General features: G+C 38.8%; 16 protein-coding genes, 2 tRNA genes and 1 pseudogene. 14 read left to right on the top strand and 5 right to left on the bottom strand.

The window, feature by feature from the left end:
* Positions 1–80: 80 nt before the first annotated feature.
* The 3 genes and pseudogenes from FQ204_RS00245 to rsmA form a co-directional block, all read left to right on the top strand.
* Positions 81–1,106: pseudogene (locus FQ204_RS00245) on the top strand (RNA-directed DNA polymerase); the annotation flags it as partial.
* A gap of 198 nt (positions 1,107–1,304) precedes the next feature.
* Positions 1,305–2,021 carry a dimethyladenosine transferase gene (locus FQ204_RS00250; protein WP_144207119.1) on the top strand — a complete coding sequence of 239 codons (717 nt, stop codon included), beginning with the start codon at positions 1,305–1,307 and terminating at the stop codon, positions 2,019–2,021.
* Positions 2,022–2,039: 18 nt separating this feature from the next.
* Positions 2,040–2,915, top strand: a complete 876-nt coding sequence (gene rsmA, locus FQ204_RS00255; protein ID WP_144207123.1) for a 16S rRNA (adenine(1518)-N(6)/adenine(1519)-N(6))-dimethyltransferase RsmA — start codon at positions 2,040–2,042, stop codon at positions 2,913–2,915.
* Between the two features lie 59 nt (positions 2,916–2,974).
* Here the strand turns inward: rsmA and FQ204_RS00260 are convergent.
* Both FQ204_RS00260 and FQ204_RS00265 read right to left on the bottom strand, forming a co-directional pair.
* Positions 2,975–3,063 (bottom strand) — tRNA-Ser (locus FQ204_RS00260).
* Positions 3,064–3,163: 100 nt separating this feature from the next.
* Positions 3,164–3,246 (bottom strand) — tRNA-Leu (locus FQ204_RS00265).
* 111 nt (positions 3,247–3,357) lie between these two features.
* Between FQ204_RS00265 and rsgA the strand changes: the two genes are divergently transcribed.
* The 10 genes from rsgA to fusA all read left to right on the top strand — a co-directional run bounded on the left by rsgA (position 3,358) and on the right by fusA (position 12,573).
* On the top strand, positions 3,358–4,236 hold the full coding sequence (rsgA, locus tag FQ204_RS00270) for a ribosome small subunit-dependent GTPase A (protein WP_144207126.1): 879 nt from the start codon (positions 3,358–3,360) through the stop codon (positions 4,234–4,236).
* A gap of 12 nt (positions 4,237–4,248) precedes the next feature.
* Positions 4,249–4,908, top strand: coding sequence for a ribulose-phosphate 3-epimerase (gene rpe, locus FQ204_RS00275; RefSeq protein ID WP_144207130.1), 660 nt, complete (start codon positions 4,249–4,251; stop codon positions 4,906–4,908).
* A complete protein-coding gene (locus FQ204_RS00280) occupies positions 4,901–5,533 on the top strand; it encodes a thiamine diphosphokinase (protein ID WP_144207133.1) in 633 nt (210 codons plus the stop codon). The genes rpe and FQ204_RS00280 overlap by 8 nt, the downstream gene beginning before the upstream one ends.
* A 1-nt stretch (position 5,534) precedes the next feature.
* Positions 5,535–6,791, top strand: coding sequence for a DNA recombination protein RmuC (locus tag FQ204_RS00285; protein WP_144207136.1), 1,257 nt, complete (start codon positions 5,535–5,537; stop codon positions 6,789–6,791).
* The gene (locus tag FQ204_RS00290) at positions 6,781–7,725 is read left to right on the top strand and encodes a 3'-5' exoribonuclease YhaM family protein (RefSeq protein ID WP_144207139.1); all 945 of its coding nucleotides are present in this window, start codon (positions 6,781–6,783) and stop codon (positions 7,723–7,725) included. The genes FQ204_RS00285 and FQ204_RS00290 overlap by 11 nt, the downstream gene beginning before the upstream one ends.
* 91 nt (positions 7,726–7,816) lie before the next feature.
* Positions 7,817–8,635 (top strand): pur operon repressor, encoded by an 819-nt coding sequence (gene purR, locus FQ204_RS00295; protein ID WP_144207142.1) that lies wholly within the window; start codon positions 7,817–7,819, stop codon positions 8,633–8,635.
* A gap of 13 nt (positions 8,636–8,648) precedes the next feature.
* The gene (locus tag FQ204_RS00300; RefSeq protein ID WP_144207145.1) at positions 8,649–9,227 is read left to right on the top strand and encodes a hypothetical protein; all 579 of its coding nucleotides are present in this window, start codon (positions 8,649–8,651) and stop codon (positions 9,225–9,227) included.
* A gap of 201 nt (positions 9,228–9,428) precedes the next feature.
* On the top strand, positions 9,429–9,842 hold the full coding sequence (gene rpsL / locus FQ204_RS00310) for a 30S ribosomal protein S12 (RefSeq protein WP_003026451.1): 414 nt from the start codon (positions 9,429–9,431) through the stop codon (positions 9,840–9,842).
* A 19-nt stretch (positions 9,843–9,861) separates the two neighbouring features.
* The gene (gene rpsG / locus FQ204_RS00315; protein WP_003026449.1) at positions 9,862–10,332 is read left to right on the top strand and encodes a 30S ribosomal protein S7; all 471 of its coding nucleotides are present in this window, start codon (positions 9,862–9,864) and stop codon (positions 10,330–10,332) included.
* A 159-nt stretch (positions 10,333–10,491) separates the two neighbouring features.
* Complete coding sequence (gene fusA, locus FQ204_RS00320) at positions 10,492–12,573, top strand: elongation factor G (RefSeq protein WP_144207148.1); 2,082 nt, start codon at positions 10,492–10,494, stop codon at positions 12,571–12,573.
* 90 nt (positions 12,574–12,663) lie between these two features.
* Here fusA and FQ204_RS00325 read toward each other — a convergent pair whose 3' ends face one another.
* From FQ204_RS00325 to FQ204_RS00335, 3 genes are read right to left on the bottom strand one after another with little or no spacing between them, the layout of a single operon-like run.
* Complete coding sequence (locus FQ204_RS00325; RefSeq protein WP_144207151.1) at positions 12,664–13,272, bottom strand: ATP-binding cassette domain-containing protein; 609 nt, start codon at positions 13,270–13,272, stop codon at positions 12,664–12,666.
* Positions 13,269–14,405, bottom strand: coding sequence for an ABC transporter permease (locus FQ204_RS00330; RefSeq protein WP_144207154.1), 1,137 nt, complete (start codon positions 14,403–14,405; stop codon positions 13,269–13,271). Before FQ204_RS00330 ends, FQ204_RS00325 begins: the two co-directional genes overlap by 4 nt.
* A gap of 59 nt (positions 14,406–14,464) precedes the next feature.
* Positions 14,465–14,743 (bottom strand): hypothetical protein, encoded by a 279-nt coding sequence (locus FQ204_RS00335; protein ID WP_144207157.1) that lies wholly within the window; start codon positions 14,741–14,743, stop codon positions 14,465–14,467.
* 422 nt (positions 14,744–15,165) lie between these two features.
* Between FQ204_RS00335 and gap the strand changes: the two genes are divergently transcribed.
* Positions 15,166–16,173 carry a type I glyceraldehyde-3-phosphate dehydrogenase gene (gene gap, locus FQ204_RS00340; protein ID WP_144207160.1) on the top strand — a complete coding sequence of 336 codons (1,008 nt, stop codon included), beginning with the start codon at positions 15,166–15,168 and terminating at the stop codon, positions 16,171–16,173.
* The last annotated feature ends 54 nt before the right edge of the window (positions 16,174–16,227 follow it).

Raw genomic sequence — 16,227 nt, forward strand, 5'->3', positions numbered from 1 at the left:
CCACGAAAATGTTTAGCTTACAGAACTGCTTATGAAGCTCTAGTGGATGAGTTAGAGTAAATGTTGCACTTATTCTTGCAATTTATCATAAAAAATCTTTAGTTGAAAACAACTTCGAATATCAAAAGAATCTTTTGGGGAGAAATTCGTCAAAAAAATCTGCATCTAAATATTATTGGAAATATATTTTTTACAATAGAGATTTGAGAAAAGAATTATTTTATAATAAGCAGCATAAGAAATATAGTCTTCCTCAAGAGTTTTATAGTATTAATGAAGCTGAAAAAGAAATTTATATGTCTTTATTTGATTCCAGAGAGAAGGAATATAAAAAGTTTCTATTTTACAAATATTTTTTTGGGAATGATAAACCGATGATAGTAACTGAAGGAAAAACTGATCCAAAGTATATAAAGGCTGCGTTAAAAAAACTTTATAAACGATATCCTGAATTAATTGAGAAAGTTAATGGTAAATTTATATTTAAAATTGATTTTTTAAAACATAGTAACACAGCAGAATACCTTTTTTATGTACCAGAGGGGGGAGAAGGCTTCAAATATTGGTATAATTATTTTTCAAGTAAAATACCTAGTAATATTTTTAAACAAAAATTTCCTATAAAAGATTTAGGGCAGGATATATATCATAAGATATACCCAAATTACATTGAGTATTTTCAGAGTCTAACATCCAGAAAACCGAATCATCCAACTATATTTTTATTTGATAACGAACCTGTAGGAAGTCCGCTTTATGAGTTTGCAAATCATGCGAGTGAATTACAAATTGATACAAATACTTTAAACCAAATTAGAGGAAGTAATTTTTATAGAATTAGTAAAAGAAATAGTTTGTACGTAATGGCAACACCTTTAATACCTAATATGAATAACGGAAAGTCATCTGATATTGAGGATTTGCTACTTGCTTGCAATCAACCACCTGTTTTAAATGGGAAGACCTTTTCGAAAGGTGGAGGGTCAAATCATTATGGGAAAGAAATATTTTCAAAATATGTATTAAAAAATTATAAGCAGTTTGATTTTATGGAATATATTCCCTTGCTAGATGGGATAAGAGACAATATTCTAGATTATAAGTAACATTATTTATGAAAAAGAGAAACTGAATCTATTGGAAGAACTATCAAGAGAAGTGTATCATCACAGGTGGTAACAGAAGATGACTTGACTGAGTAGCTTGAAGCTTAGTCAGAAGTACTAGTAATCATTGGTAGTGTACCTTAATATCAGATAAATTATCTCTTTGAATTTGTTTGGTAAAATACGAAAGGAAGCGACATGGCAAATAGAAGCTATATTTATTTAAAAAACGGAGATGAAGCGCGTGTTTTAGCGGAGGGAATTTATACGATCCCTTATTTCTGGCAACTATTTTGGGGTGAAGAAGAACTGCAAGCAGCTATTGATTTGTGGCAAAAAGCAGAAGAGCTTGAAAAAGAAGATAAAGAGAAGGCAGAAGAATTTTATCGGACACAGGAGATGGGGATTGCCCTTTCTATTGAAAACTTTGACCAGAATGTTCGCCGTAATCGCTCCTTTTTAGAGCAGCATGCTCCACAGGCTTTGCAATTGTACGATGACTTTGTTCGCTACATTACTGCAAATATCAAAGAGGGCGATATGCTAGGGTTTGACGTTTTAGAAGTTATTTCTATGGACGAGTTGCCTATTGCTTCTGACAAACTTTTAAAAAATGTCCGCGCTATTCAGCAAAATCAACCGAAAGATTTGGATTTTTCTTTAACAGATAAAGATTTGCTTGGGCTAGCTATGGGTTTCCCAGATTATTATGCTTTGGACATGCTATCAGAAGACAATATTCTAAATTCGGTTGCTTACCAAGATGAGCTAAAGAAACGGGAAAATCAAAAAAGCAAGCAATTGTCTGATGTGACTGAATCCGATTCAAAAGACAACAAACGCCGTATTCATCCAGCGTTTTGGATTTTGCTTGTGCTGGGCATTATGCGGATTTTATATATTTTATTTAGCTAACAGATAGAAAAGAGAAATATGAGAATTGCGGATTATAGCGTGACGCGAGCTGTACTTGAGCGTCATGGCTTTACTTTTAAAAAATCGTTCGGTCAGAACTTTTTGACGGATACCAATATTTTACAAAAAATTGTGGACACGGCTGAGATTGATAAGAATGTTAACGTCATCGAAATAGGACCAGGCATTGGAGCTCTGACTGAGTTTTTGGCGAAAAATGCAGCAGAAGTTATGGCTTTTGAGATTGATGAGCGCTTGGTGCCGATTTTGGCAGACACCTTGCGGGATTTTGACAATGTCAAGGTTATCAATGAAGATATTCTTAAGTCAGATTTACAAGCTCGAATCAAGGAATTTGCCAATCCAAATCTTCCTATCAAAGTAGTGGCCAATCTTCCTTATTACATCACAACTCCTATTTTGATGCATTTGATTGAAAGTGGCGTTCCCTTTAGTGAATTTGTCGTGATGATGCAGCGTGAAGTGGCTGATCGCATCTCGGCGCAGCCCAATAGCAAATCTTATGGCAGTTTGTCAATAGCAGTGCAATATTACATGACGGCCAAGGTTGCTTTTATCGTACCGCGAACAGTCTTTGTTCCTGCCCCGAATGTAGACTCGGCTATTCTGAAAATGACTCGTAGAGACAAGCCGGCAGTTGAGGTCAAAGATGAGCCATTATTCTTCAAAGTCTCAAAAGCTAGTTTTACTCACCGTCGGAAAACCCTCTGGAATAATCTGACCAGTTATTTTGGCAAATCTGATGAAACCAAAACAAAACTGGAAACCGCTTTGAGTAATGCTGAACTGTCTCCAAGCGTGCGAGGAGAAGCGCTTGGTTTGCAAGCATTTGCACGTTTAGCAGACAGCTTATATGACGAAGGGTTCAGATAAGTTGAATAATATTATAAACAAAAAGCCTCACTAAGTTCGTCTTAGTGAGTTTCTTTATAAGGAAAGGACGGGATTTGAACCCGCGCATGAATAAAATCCATTTGCCGGATTTCGAGTCCGGTGCCGTACCAAGCTGGGCCACCTTTCCAGAATTCAAAATATGTTATTTCGTTTTAGGCGAGAAGGTAAAGCGCACATAACGTGAAGTGAAGTGCGCTACAGTTGACAACTATCAAACGAAATAAAAATGCGGAAAAAGGGATTTGAACCCTCACGTCCGAATGGACACATGCGCCTGAAGCATGCGCGTCTGCCGTTCCGCCATTTCCGCTCGGTATCTATTATACCATATTAGAAACGTTTTTCATCATTTTTTTGCACTGAAAAGCAAAATACTGGTTTTTTTGTTATAATGAACTTATTAAGCGTTAAAGGAGTCCATTTGAAAGGAACAATCGTGAAAGCCTTAGCTGGCTTCTATTATGTAGAGTCAGAAGGTAAGGTTTATCAGACTAGAGCCAGAGGAAATTTTCGCAAAAAAGGTCAAACTCCTTATGTGGGGGATGAGGTCGAATTTTCTGCTGAGAAAGCTTCTGAAGGATACATTTTAAAAATAGCAGAGCGAAAAAACAGCCTGGTGCGCCCGCCTATTGTCAATATAGATCAAGCTGTTGTGATAATGAGTGCCAAAGAGCCAGATTTCAATCCCAATCTTTTGGATCGGTTCTTAGTTCTTTTGGAGCAGAAAGCCATTCACCCGATTATCTATATCAGCAAATTGGATTTGTTGGCAGATGACAAGGAGCTAGATGTTTTTCTTGAGGTTTACCAAGCGATTGGTTATGATACTGCTAAAACAGTAGCAGAACTGTTGCCGTTTTTGGCAAACAAAAAGACAGTTTTCATGGGGCAAACAGGAGTTGGCAAGTCCACTTTGCTCAATAAAATCGCACCAGATTTGCAATTAGAAACAGGTGAGATTTCAGAGAGTCTAGGTCGTGGTCGTCATACGACACGAGCTGTCAGTTTTTACAATCTCAATGGAGGAAAGATTGCGGACACTCCGGGTTTTTCTTCTTTGGATTATGAAGTGGATAACGCGGAGGATTTAAACCGAGCATTTCCTGAAATTGCTGAAGTCAGTCGCGACTGCAAATTCCGAACTTGTACTCATACGCATGAACCGAGTTGTGCGGTGAAACCTGCTGTTGAAAATGGAACGATTGCAGCCTTTCGTTTTGAGAATTACTTGCAATTTTTGAGTGAAATTGAACATCGTCGTGAAACCTATAAAAAAGTAGCTAAGAAGCAACCGAAGTGAGGAGGAAGCCAAATGAAAACTTATAAAATTGCACCGTCTATTTTAAGTGCAGATTATGCTAATTTTGAATCAGAACTGAAAAAATTAGAAGCCACAGGGGCAGAGTACGTTCATATTGATATTATGGACGGGCATTTTGTTCCCAATATCAGCTTTGGTGCGGGTGTGGTAGCGAGTATGCGACCACACAGTAGATTGGTATTTGATTGTCATCTCATGGTGTCCAATCCAGAACACCATATTGAAGAATTTGCCCGTGCGGGTGCAGATATTATCAGTATCCACGCTGAAGCAACGCCTCATATTCACGGAGCTTTGCAAAAGATTCGGGCTGCTGGTGTCAAGGCAAGTGTTGTTATCAATCCAGGAACGCCTGTTGAAGCGGTGAAAAATGTTTTGAATTTGGTTGATCAAGTCTTGGTTATGACTGTTAATCCGGGCTTCGGTGGACAAGCCTTTCTGCCAGAAACAATGGATAAAGTACGTGAATTAGTCGTTTTGAGAGAAGTGAACCAACTAGACTTTGATATTGAAGTAGACGGTGGTATTGATGATGAAACCATTGGCATTGCCAAAGAAGCTGGTGCTAATGTCTTTGTGGCAGGTAGTTACGTTTTCAAAGGTGATGTAGCTCATCAGGTTCAAACCTTGAAAGAAGCATTGCATGACTAAAATTGCTCTCTTTGCTGGCGGAACGATAGATAATTTCCAAGTGGATTTTGACCTTTTTATCGGGGTAGATAGAGGAAGCCTGTTTCTCATTGAACAAGGTATTCGTCCAGACTTAGCGGTCGGTGATTTTGATTCTGTTTCGGAAGAAGAGTTGGCTTTGATTTGTTCTCAATCGAAAGAGGTACTTCAAGCACAACCTGAAAAAGATGATACGGATTTAGAGTTGGCTGTCAAAGCTGTTTTTGCACGTTATCCACAGGCGCAAGTGACGATTTTTGGTGCTTTTGGCGGGCGCTTGGATCATACTTTGGCAAATATTTTCTTGCCAAGTAATCCAGAAATCGCCCCTTATATGCAGCAAATTCGACTGTGCAATGCACAAAATCAGCTCTGCTATTACCCTCAAGGGCGGCACGAGGTAAAGCCAGTAGCTGGTATGAACTATTTAGCTTTTATGCCTGCGGACAATAGCCGGTTGACCATTGAAGGAGCCAAATATCCTTTAAACGAATCCAATTATTTTTTCAAAAAAGTGTATGCTTCTAACGAATTTATAGATGAGCCCGTTTTTTTAGGGTGCCAATCAGGTTATGTTATTGTCATTTATAGCAAAGACAGGAGTTAGTATGGAGTTTGTAATCATCCTCTTATTGCTGGGAAATCTTATTGTGACCTTTCTTTTGTGGCAAAAGAATCAGCAACAAACAGACCAACAGAAAAAGATTTTTGAAGATCAAGCCGATCAGTTATCTGATCAGTTGGATTACCGTTTTGAACAGGAGCGGCAGCAGAGTCTTCTAGCACAGCAACAGCTGGAATTGGCTCTAGGAGATCGTTTGGGAGAGGTGCGCACGGATTTACATCGAAATTTAACGGAAATGCGGTTAGAGATAAGTGAGAATCTAACCAAAAATCGTGATAAGACAGACGAACGAATGCGCCAGATTCAGGAGTCAAATGACCGTCGTTTAGAACAAATGCGCCAAACGGTGGAAGAAAAACTGGAAAAAACCTTGCAGGCGAGATTACAAACCTCCTTTGAAACGGTCTCTAAACAGTTGGAGTCAGTCAATCGTGGCCTAGGAGAGATGCAAAATGTAGCGCGTGATGTAGGTACTCTAAACAAAGTGCTCTCTAATACCAAAACACGTGGGATTTTAGGTGAATTGCAGCTTGGTCAGATTATTGAAGATATTATGACACCGAGCCAGTACGAACGTGAATTTGCGACAGTTGCAGGATCTAGTGAGCGCGTAGAGTATGCGATTAAATTACCGGGGCAAGTAGAAAAAGAATACATTTATTTGCCAATTGATTCTAAATTTCCGCTTGCTGACTACTATCGCTTAGAGGATGCTTATGAGTCAGGAAACAAAGAAGAGATTGATTTGTACCGCAAGTCTTTGCTAGCGAGTGTCAAACGTTTTGCCAAGGATATCAATAAAAAATATTTAGCGCCTCCTGCAACAACGAATTTTGGCGTGATGTTTTTACCAACGGAAGGGCTTTATTCAGAAGTCGTTCGCAATCCGGAATTCTTTGATAGTTTGCGCCGGGACGAGCAGATTGTGGTCGCAGGGCCATCTACGTTATCTGCCCTACTCAATTCGCTTTCGGTCGGTTTTAAAACGCTCAACATTCAAAGAAGTGCAGATGACATCAGCAAGATTTTGGGCAATGTCAAATCAGAATTTAATAAATTTGGTGGCATTTTGCTCAAGGCACAAAAACATTTGCAACACGCTTCTGGCAATATTGATGAATTGCTGACGCGCAGAACCAATGCTATCGAGCGAACTTTGCGCCATATTGAAATTTCGGACAAGTCGGACTTAAATGGTCTGCTAGATTTCCAAGATGAAGAGGAAGAATATGAAGATTAACCAAATGAAAAAAGACGAGCTGTTTGAGGGATTTTATCTCATCAAATCCGCTGAACTGCGTCAGACAAGAGCTGGGAAAAATTATTTGGCGTTCACCTTTCAAGATGACACGGGGACGATTGAAGGGAAATTGTGGGATGCACAACCGCATAATGTAGAAGAATTTACTGCTGGGAAAGTCGTTCATATGCAAGGCCGCAGAGAGGTGTACAATAACACGCCGCAAGTGAATCAAATTACTTTGCGGCTCCCGAAAGTTGGCGAGCCAAACAATCCGGCTGATTTTAAGGAAAAACCACCAGTTGATGTCCAAGAACTACGTGAATATTTGTCACAAATGATCTTCAAAATTGAAAATCCAGTTTGGCAGCGTGTAGTGAGGGCTTTGTATGCTAAATACGATAAAGAATTTTACTCCTATCCAGCAGCGAAAACCAATCACCACGCTTTTGAAGCAGGACTTGCTTTTCACACGGCTACAATGGTGCGGTTAGCAAATGCTATTGCTGAGATTTACCCGCAATTAAATAAGAGTTTGCTTTATGCAGGAATTATGTTGCATGATTTGGCAAAAGTACTGGAATTGACAGGGCCTGAACAGACAGAATACACGATTCGAGGCAATCTCATCGGACACATTGCTTTGATTGATGAAGAAATAACAAAGGTGTTGGCAGAATTAAAAATTGACGATACAAAAGAAGATGTCATTGTTCTCCGTCATGTTCTGCTAAGCCATCATGGCTTGTTGGAATACGGAAGTCCTGTCCGTCCGAAAATCATGGAAGCTGAAATTATCCACATGATTGACAATTTAGATGCGGAAATGATGATGATGACTTCGGCTCTAGCCTTGGTTGGTAAGGGTGAAATGACCAATCGAATCTTTGCTATGGACAACCGCTCTTTCTACAAGCCTAATTTTGATAAGTAAAAAGCGAAAAACGAATGTTATTGCAAAAATAATGTTCGTTTTTTGGGCTTATTATGATATAATGAAGAAAATAAAATAAATTGGTGAAAAAATGAAATTAAGAAGAAGTGAACGTATGGTAGTCATTTCTAACTACCTAATCAATCATCCTTATGAACTAACTAGTCTCAATAAATTTGCTGAAAAGTATGAGTCCGCAAAATCTTCCATTTCCGAAGATATTGTCATCATTAAACGTGCTTTTGAAGAAATGGAAATCGGACATATCGAAACCATTACAGGAGCAGGAGGAGGCGTTATTTTTACTCCCTCTATCTCGGAGAAAGAAGCTAAGGCAATGGTGGAAGAGCTTTGCACGAAATTATCTGAAAGCAATCGGATTTTACCTGGCGGCTACATTTATTTGTCAGATTTGCTGAGTACGCCTTCTATTTTAAACAACATTGGACGCATTATTGCCAAGACATTTAGAAATCAAAAAATTGATGCTGTAATGACCGTTGCTACAAAAGGGGTGCCTTTGGCAAATGCAGTGGCAAATGTGTTAAATGTTCCATTTGTCATCGTGCGCCGCGACTTGAAAATCACAGAGGGCTCAACGGTTAGCGTCAATTATGTGTCAGGTTCAAGTGGTGACCGTATTGAAAAGATGTTCTTGTCGAAACGCAGCCTGAAAGCTGGAAGCCGTGTTTTAATCGTAGATGATTTCTTAAAAGGTGGCGGAACAGTCAATGGCATGATTAGTCTTTTACGAGAATTTGATTCGGAATTGGCTGGTGTAGCAGTCTTTGCGGAAAATGCACAGACTGAGCGTGAACACTTAGATTACAAATCATTGTTGAAAGTGACAGATATCGATGTGAAGTCCAACAAAATCAGCGTAGAAGTTGGGAATATTTTTGACAAATAGATGAGGTGAAAATTTGAAAAATATATTGGATAAATTGGATCAAAGCTCCTTGTGGCTGAGAATTTCGATTGTTACAGTTTTGGCGCTCGTTCTTGCTGCGGGATTGTTTTTCGTTAAAAAGCAAGATGACGCGGCTCGTGCAGCCGCTCCGACTGTAAGACGAACAGTTTCAACATCGAAGTCTTCAGAGTCGAAAGCAGAAAAAGAGCGGAAAGAGCAAGCGAAAATTGTGCAAGAAGCAGAAGAGACTGTTAAAAAACTGGAAACGGAGCAGACAACAGCTAATGTAACAGCTGCTCAAGAAAAAGTGGACAAGTTGAAAGACGAAGCTCAAAAAGCCCAATTTCAACAACGAATCAAGGCAGTCAGTGATGCGATTGCTGCGCGTGAAGCCAGCGAAGCAGCTGCTACAGCAAATCAAAATGCTGTGACGCCTCAAACAGATGCAGGGCAAACGTACCAACAAACGTACCAACAGACTTATCAACAAACTTATCCTCAAACCTATCAAGCTCCAGCAACTTCAGCTACCACAGGACAGGCTGAGACCAATTCAGTTCAAACTCCAGCCACAAATACTACTGGGCAGTAGCTGGGATTTCAATAGGAAAACTATAAAAAATATATTGACAAAGAAAGTGCCGTCGTGTTATACTAATAGACGGTACTTTTTACTTTTGGTCTCTCAAAAGTGTACAGAGACGTGCTGACAAATGTTGCAAAAGTACACGCAGATGATAGCTGTCACCAAGTGTATCATCACCAAAATTAAAAAAATACAGGAGAAATGTAGATGCCTACAATTAACCAATTGGTTCGCAAACCGCGTAAATCAAAAGTAGAAAAATCTAAATCACCAGCTTTAAACGTTGGTTATAATAGTCTTAAACGTGTACCTACTCGTGAAAACTCACCGCAAAAACGTGGTGTAGCAACTCGTGTTGGTACTATGACACCTAAAAAACCGAACTCAGCTCTTCGTAAATTTGCTCGTGTACGTTTGAGCAATCTGATCGAAGTAACTGCATATATCCCAGGTATCGGACATAACTTGCAAGAACACAGCGTTGTGCTTCTTCGTGGTGGACGTGTAAAAGACCTTCCAGGGGTACGTTACCATATCGTTCGTGGTGCACTTGATACTGCAGGTGTAACTGATCGTAAACAAGGCCGTTCTAAATACGGTACGAAAAAACCAAAAGCATAAGGAAAGGGGATAAAGATCAATGAGTCGTAAAAACCGTGCGCCTAAGCGCGAAGTATTGCCAGATCCGCTCTACAATTCAAAATTAGTGACACGTCTTATCAACCGCGTTATGCTTGATGGTAAACGTGGTACAGCAGCTTCAATCGTATATGGTGCTTTTGAACAAATCAAAGAAGCTACTGGAAATGATGCACTTGAAGTATTTGAAACAGCTATGGAAAACATCATGCCTGTACTTGAAGTACGTGCTCGCCGTGTTGGTGGTTCTAACTACCAAGTCCCAGTTGAAGTTCGTCCAGAACGTCGTACAACTCTTGGACTTCGTTGGTTAGTGACTATTTCACGTTCACGTGGAGAACACACTATGCAAGATCGCCTTGCAAAAGAAATCATGGATGCAGCTAACAATACTGGTGCAGCTGTTAAAAAACGTGAAGATACTCACCGTATGGCTGAAGCTAACCGTGCTTTTGCTCACTTCCGCTGGTAAGATTGCTTCTCTTTTTAGAGAATTGCAAGAGCTCTTTCAAAGGCTTAGTACTCTTACTAATTAGCATGAGTAATCAACAAGCGGGTAGGATTTGCCTACTCGCTTTTCTTAAAATATGTTATAATAAACTGTAAATAAAATAATAGGAGAAACAACCAAATGGCTCGCGAATTTTCACTTGAAAAAACTCGTAACATCGGTATCATGGCTCACGTCGATGCTGGTAAAACAACAACGACTGAACGTATTCTTTACTATACCGGTAAAATCCATAAAATTGGTGAAACACACGAAGGTGCTTCACAAATGGACTGGATGGAACAAGAACAAGAACGTGGTATTACTATTACATCTGCTGCAACAACAGCACAATGGAAAGATTACCGTGTCAACATTATCGACACACCAGGACACGTGGACTTCACAATTGAAGTGCAACGTTCCCTTCGTGTATTGGACGGTGCAGTAACTGTCCTTGACTCACAATCAGGTGTTGAACCTCAAACAGAAACAGTTTGGCGTCAAGCAACTGAATATGGTGTTCCGCGTATCGTATTTGCTAACAAAATGGATAAAATCGGTGCAGACTTCCTTTATTCAGTAAGCACTCTTCACGATCGTCTTCAAGCAAATGCTCACCCAATTCAATTGCCAATCGGTGCAGAAGATGACTTCCGTGGTATCATTGACTTGGTTCGTATGAAAGCTGAAATCTATACAAACGACCTTGGGACAGATATTCTCGAAGAAGATATTCCAGCAGATTACCTTGAACAAGCTCAAGAATGGCGTGAAAAATTAGTAGAAGCAGTTGCTGAAACTGATGAAGACTTGATGATGAAATACCTTGAAGGTGAAGAAATTACTGAAGCAGAATTGAAATCTGCGATTCGTAAAGCAACTATCAATGTTGAGTTCTTCCCAGTTCTTGCTGGATCTGCCTTCAAGAACAAAGGTGTTCAAATGATGCTTGATGCAGTTATTGACTACCTTCCAAGCCCACTTGATATTCCAGCTATTAAAGGTGTAAATCCAGATACTGAAGAAGAAGAAACTCGTCCTGCATCTGATGATGAACCATTTGCAGCACTTGCTTTCAAGATTATGACAGACCCATTTGTTGGTCGCTTGACTTTCTTCCGTGTGTACTCAGGTGTCTTGAACTCAGGTTCATACGTTTTGAATACTTCTAAAGGAAAACGTGAACGTATTGGACGTATCCTGCAAATGCACGCAAACCACCGTAATGAAATCGAAACAGTTTACTCTGGTGACATCGCTGCAGCTGTTGGTTTGAAAGATACAACAACTGGTGATTCATTGACAGATGAAAAGGCTAAAATTATTCTTGAATCTATCGAAGTTCCAGAACCAGTTATCCAATTGATGGTGGAACCAAAATCTAAAGCTGACCAAGACAAGATGGGTGTTGCCCTTCAAAAATTGGCTGAAGAAGATCCAACATTCCGCGTTGAAACAAACGTTGAAACTGGTGAAACAGTTATCTCTGGTATGGGTGAGCTTCACTTGGATGTCCTTGTAGACCGTATGCGTCGTGAGTTCAAAGTGGAAGCAAACGTAGGTGCTCCTCAAGTATCTTACCGTGAAACATTCCGTGCACAAACATCAGCACGTGGATTCTTCAAACGCCAATCAGGTGGTAAAGGTCAATTTGGTGATGTTTGGATTGAATTTACTCCAAACGAAGAAGGAAAAGGCTTCGAGTTTGAAAATGCTATCGTTGGTGGTGTGGTTCCACGTGAATTCATCCCAGCTGTAGAAAAAGGTTTGATTGAGTCAATGGCAAATGGTGTTCTTGCTGGTTACCCAATCGTTGACGTGAAGGCAAAACTGTATGATGGTTCATACCACGATGTCGACTCATCAGAAACAGCCTTCAAAGTTGCTGCCTCTCTTGCTCTTAAAGAAGCTGCTAAGACTGCGCAACCAACCATCCTTGAACCAATGATGCTTGTTACAATTACTGTACCAGAAGAAAACCTCGGTGACGTTATGGGACACGTAACAGCTCGTCGTGGACGTGTTGATGGTATGGAAGCTCATGGTAACAGCCAAATCGTTCGTGCCTATGTTCCACTTGCTGAAATGTTCGGTTATGCAACAGTTCTTCGTTCAGCATCACAAGGACGCGGTACTTTCATGATGGTATTTGACCACTATGAAGATGTACCGAAGTCAGTACAAGAAGAAATCATTAAGAAAAACAAAGGTGAGGCTTAATCAAGTCAAGTCCATGCGTCCGCAGTTGCGGGCGTTTTTTTATAAAAAAGTTCAGATTCTTGTGGAATCTGAACAATTAATTATTGAATTTTACGGAGAAAAGAGAATCTTAACTGCATCATCACAACTATCAAGAGCTTTTAAGGAGTTTTGACTCAAAAGAAAGACGGTGTCACATACTTTAAAGACTTCAGATAAATTATGAGAAGTCAGCAAAATGATTTTTTCAGAGCTATATTCTCTTAATAAATCGTACGCAGTGAAACGTCTCCGTTCGTCAAGACCGTCTAGTAATTCATCTAAAATAAGAATATCGCTCTGAATAGACAAGGCGTATAAGAAAGCGAACAGCTCCTTCATTCCTAGAGAGTATTTTCCTAACTTTTTCTTTAAATAATCTGCACCGCCCATCCTAACTAAATTTTTCTGGAAGACTGTTTGCTCCTCTGGGGATAATAATGTGAGATAGTCACTAGCAGTCAAGTGTTTGTCAAAAATATCTAGGCTTGGGATGTAAGAAACTTTTCCTATTTTTAGCATTCCGCTGGGAAGCTTTATTTCATTATTTAATAGGCTGAAAAGTGTGCTTTTTCCGACACCGTTAGGTCCGATAATTCCATAGAGACCTGGATTTGTCAGTTCAAAATTTAAATCTTGAAAGATAGCTGTTGTTAAATTTTTTATAGATATTCCTGTCATGCTTTCTCCGCCTTTCTATAATAGTAATTTTTATACAAGTAATAGGAAGCTAGCAGGAAAATCAAGCTGAGACCTAAGAGATACACGATTCCAATCAGGAATGCATTCTTAGGGAGGATTTGACTATCGTTGATTAACTGACCATATCCCATATACTCAAAAGGTAAAAATTTTTTGAAAGGTTGAAACCATTCTTCTTGAGATAAAGTGAGAAAACTAGTCAAGAAGACAAGAATGAGACCAATTACTACCAGACTTTTTTTGAAAATAAGAGCAAAGAACTGCCCTAAACTAGCAATGAAAAGAAGGGCAACTAGAAATAGTATTATCGTGTTTAAACTGATTTTCCAGATTGGGAGAATTGTTCTATCAGTCATTAAATAAGGGTATTGCCAGGTTCCAAAGCTGTCAAGTATTCCTTTTGCTACATATAAAATAGTAAAAATTAGTAATGTCGTTAGAAAAGTTACAAGAATTGGGACTAACAGTTTGGTGAGTAGGTGTCTAAATTTTCTGCCACCTAGGAGTTGATAAAATCGGATTTGTGAACTTTCAATCTCGCTACTAAGAGAGTCGGTTATGAGAACAGTAATGAGGACAAAGATAGTCGTAGAGGACAGCCAGGCTGTTAAAGAGCGACCGATAGTAAAAGCAGCCTCGTTTGTATCATTAACCATAGTGCTTGGGTTGCCCTTAGCTGCTTTTATAGCATTGTAATAGTTAATTTTAGTTGTTAAATTTCTATATTCGTCTGTATCTTTTTTGGAAGTTGATTTAAGCTGTAATAGATTCAAACGATTTTCTAGCTCAGCAAATTTTTCGATATCCTTCTTTTTCAGAGCAGATAGTTGTTCTGAGAGGATTTTTTGTTCTACTTGAGCATTCTTCAATTGTTGAGCTATATCTCTATTGTCTGGATTTTGTTGTACCTCTTTTTGAAAATTTTCGACTATTTGTTTTGATTGTTGTAGATTGAATTTAGCTGTAGTCAAATTCATTTTAGTGATTTGCTTATTTAGTGTTGTTTGATTAAAGATAAATAGACCTAAGAAGATAGCTGAGAGAAGGATTAAACAAATCTTATTTTTGGGATTTTTTAGAAATCGTTTTAGTTCAAAGTAAAAAAATGCCATAGTCTCACCTCAAAAAACCGAACATAGAGGCTATACTGATAACCTCTATGTTAATTGTGCTAATAAGTACTATAATGATAAATATGAAGGAATCCTGGATTAATACCATAATCACGACGAAGTGTTTCAATTCTGTTTAACTTAAACCCTCTATGGTAATATAAATTCATCCATGAGTAAGTTGTTCGTGTGGTTCCTCCCATAACAAGGTGGACATCGTATCGAGTATGTACAACTTCAGCTATGTAGGCAGCTGAGACAATATTCTTTGCACCCAAACTAAACAAAGTTACAAGTATTGCAATTAGTAGAGCATTATTCTTAACTTTTTTTATCATTGTATTTAATCCTCCTTACAATAAAAATAAAAGTTTATGTCTAGACATCATTATTATATACTATAAAAACAAAAAAGCAAAGCGCTTTCACGAAAAAATGTATATTTTTCCAGATTATTCTTAATTGTCAGTGAAATACAGGGTTAAATAGATAAATGAGCAAAGTTTTAATATTAAAAATCGTAAGCGAGTGAAATATTCCTAAAATCTGCATTTTCTGAGTAATAAAACTTTCTGCAATCATTAAGATTCATAGTGAAAATTGCTTGAAAAAATAGAAGAGGTTTCTTTTACTATGCTGAAACCAGTTGCAATTTTTAAGAATAAAGTATATAATAGATATGTTGAAAGGTGAGTTGTAGCAACTCAAGTTACTCTTTTCACATAAAAATTTTTTGATTTTCATAAGGAGGAAATCACGAATGGTAGTTAAAGTTGGTATTAACGGTTTCGGTCGTATCGGTCGTCTTGCATTCCGTCGTATCCAAAACGTAGAAGGTGTTGAAGTTACTCGTATCAACGACCTTACAGATCCAGTTATGCTTGCACACTTGTTGAAATATGACACAACTCAAGGTCGTTTCGATGGTACTGTGGAAGTTAAAGAAGGTGGATTCGAAGTTAACGGTAAATTCGTTAAAGTTTCTGCTGAACGTGACCCAGAACAAATTGATTGGGCTACAGATGGTGTAGAAATCGTTCTTGAAGCAACTGGTTTCTTCGCTACTAAAGCAGCAGCTGAAAAACACCTTAAAGGTGGAGCTAAGAAAGTTGTTATCACTGCTCCTGGTGGAAGCGACGTTAAAACAATTGTATTCAACACGAACCACGATGTTCTTGATGGTACTGAAACAGTTATTTCTGGTGCTTCATGTACTACAAACTGCTTGGCTCCAATGGCTAAAGCACTTCAAGACAACTTCGGTGTTGTTGAAGGTTTGATGACTACTATCCACGCTTACACTGGTGACCAAATGATCCTTGACGGTCCACATCGTAAAGGTGACCTTCGCCGTGCTCGTGCTGGTGCTGCAAACATCGTTCCTAACTCAACTGGTGCTGCTAAAGCTATCGGTTTGGTTATCCCAGAATTGAACGGTAAATTGGATGGAGCTGCACAACGCGTTCCAACTCCAACTGGATCAGTTACTGAATTGGTTGTTGTTCTTGAAAAGAATGTAACTGTTGATGAAGTAAATGCTGCAATGAAAGCTGCTGCTAACGAATCATACGGTTATACTGAAGATCCAATCGTTTCTTCAGATATCGTAGGTATGTCATTCGGTTCATTGTTTGACGCAACTCAAACTAAAGTTCTTGACGTTGATGGAAAACAATTGGTGAAAGTTGTATCTTGGTACGATAACGAAATGTCATATACTGCACAACTTGTACGTACTCTTGAATACTTTGCAAAAATTGCTAAATAATTCATCAGTATAGAGAAGAGAGGTTCGCCTCTCTTTTTTTGTTGTTGAAAAAAC

The organism is Streptococcus constellatus (assembly GCF_902167705.1).
Taxonomy (GTDB): domain Bacteria; phylum Bacillota; class Bacilli; order Lactobacillales; family Streptococcaceae; genus Streptococcus; species Streptococcus constellatus_A.

What these genes read in the sequence shown, in the direction of transcription:
- FQ204_RS00335 (WP_144207157.1), bottom strand. Translation starts at nt 14,743, where the DNA reads ATGATAAAAAAAGTTAAGAATAATGCTCTACTAATTGCAATACTTGTA.
- rpsG (WP_003026449.1), top strand. Translation starts at nt 9,862, where the DNA reads ATGAGTCGTAAAAACCGTGCGCCTAAGCGCGAAGTATTGCCAGATCCG.
- rpsL (WP_003026451.1), top strand. Translation starts at nt 9,429, where the DNA reads ATGCCTACAATTAACCAATTGGTTCGCAAACCGCGTAAATCAAAAGTA.
- rsmA (WP_144207123.1), top strand. Translation starts at nt 2,040, where the DNA reads ATGAGAATTGCGGATTATAGCGTGACGCGAGCTGTACTTGAGCGTCAT.
- FQ204_RS00325 (WP_144207151.1), bottom strand. Translation starts at nt 13,272, where the DNA reads ATGACAGGAATATCTATAAAAAATTTAACAACAGCTATCTTTCAAGAT.
- purR (WP_144207142.1), top strand. Translation starts at nt 7,817, where the DNA reads ATGAAATTAAGAAGAAGTGAACGTATGGTAGTCATTTCTAACTACCTA.
- FQ204_RS00250 (WP_144207119.1), top strand. Translation starts at nt 1,305, where the DNA reads ATGGCAAATAGAAGCTATATTTATTTAAAAAACGGAGATGAAGCGCGT.
- FQ204_RS00330 (WP_144207154.1), bottom strand. Translation starts at nt 14,405, where the DNA reads ATGGCATTTTTTTACTTTGAACTAAAACGATTTCTAAAAAATCCCAAA.
- FQ204_RS00280 (WP_144207133.1), top strand. Translation starts at nt 4,901, where the DNA reads ATGACTAAAATTGCTCTCTTTGCTGGCGGAACGATAGATAATTTCCAA.
- fusA (WP_144207148.1), top strand. Translation starts at nt 10,492, where the DNA reads ATGGCTCGCGAATTTTCACTTGAAAAAACTCGTAACATCGGTATCATG.
- rpe (WP_144207130.1), top strand. Translation starts at nt 4,249, where the DNA reads ATGAAAACTTATAAAATTGCACCGTCTATTTTAAGTGCAGATTATGCT.
- FQ204_RS00290 (WP_144207139.1), top strand. Translation starts at nt 6,781, where the DNA reads ATGAAGATTAACCAAATGAAAAAAGACGAGCTGTTTGAGGGATTTTAT.
- FQ204_RS00285 (WP_144207136.1), top strand. Translation starts at nt 5,535, where the DNA reads ATGGAGTTTGTAATCATCCTCTTATTGCTGGGAAATCTTATTGTGACC.
- gap (WP_144207160.1), top strand. Translation starts at nt 15,166, where the DNA reads ATGGTAGTTAAAGTTGGTATTAACGGTTTCGGTCGTATCGGTCGTCTT.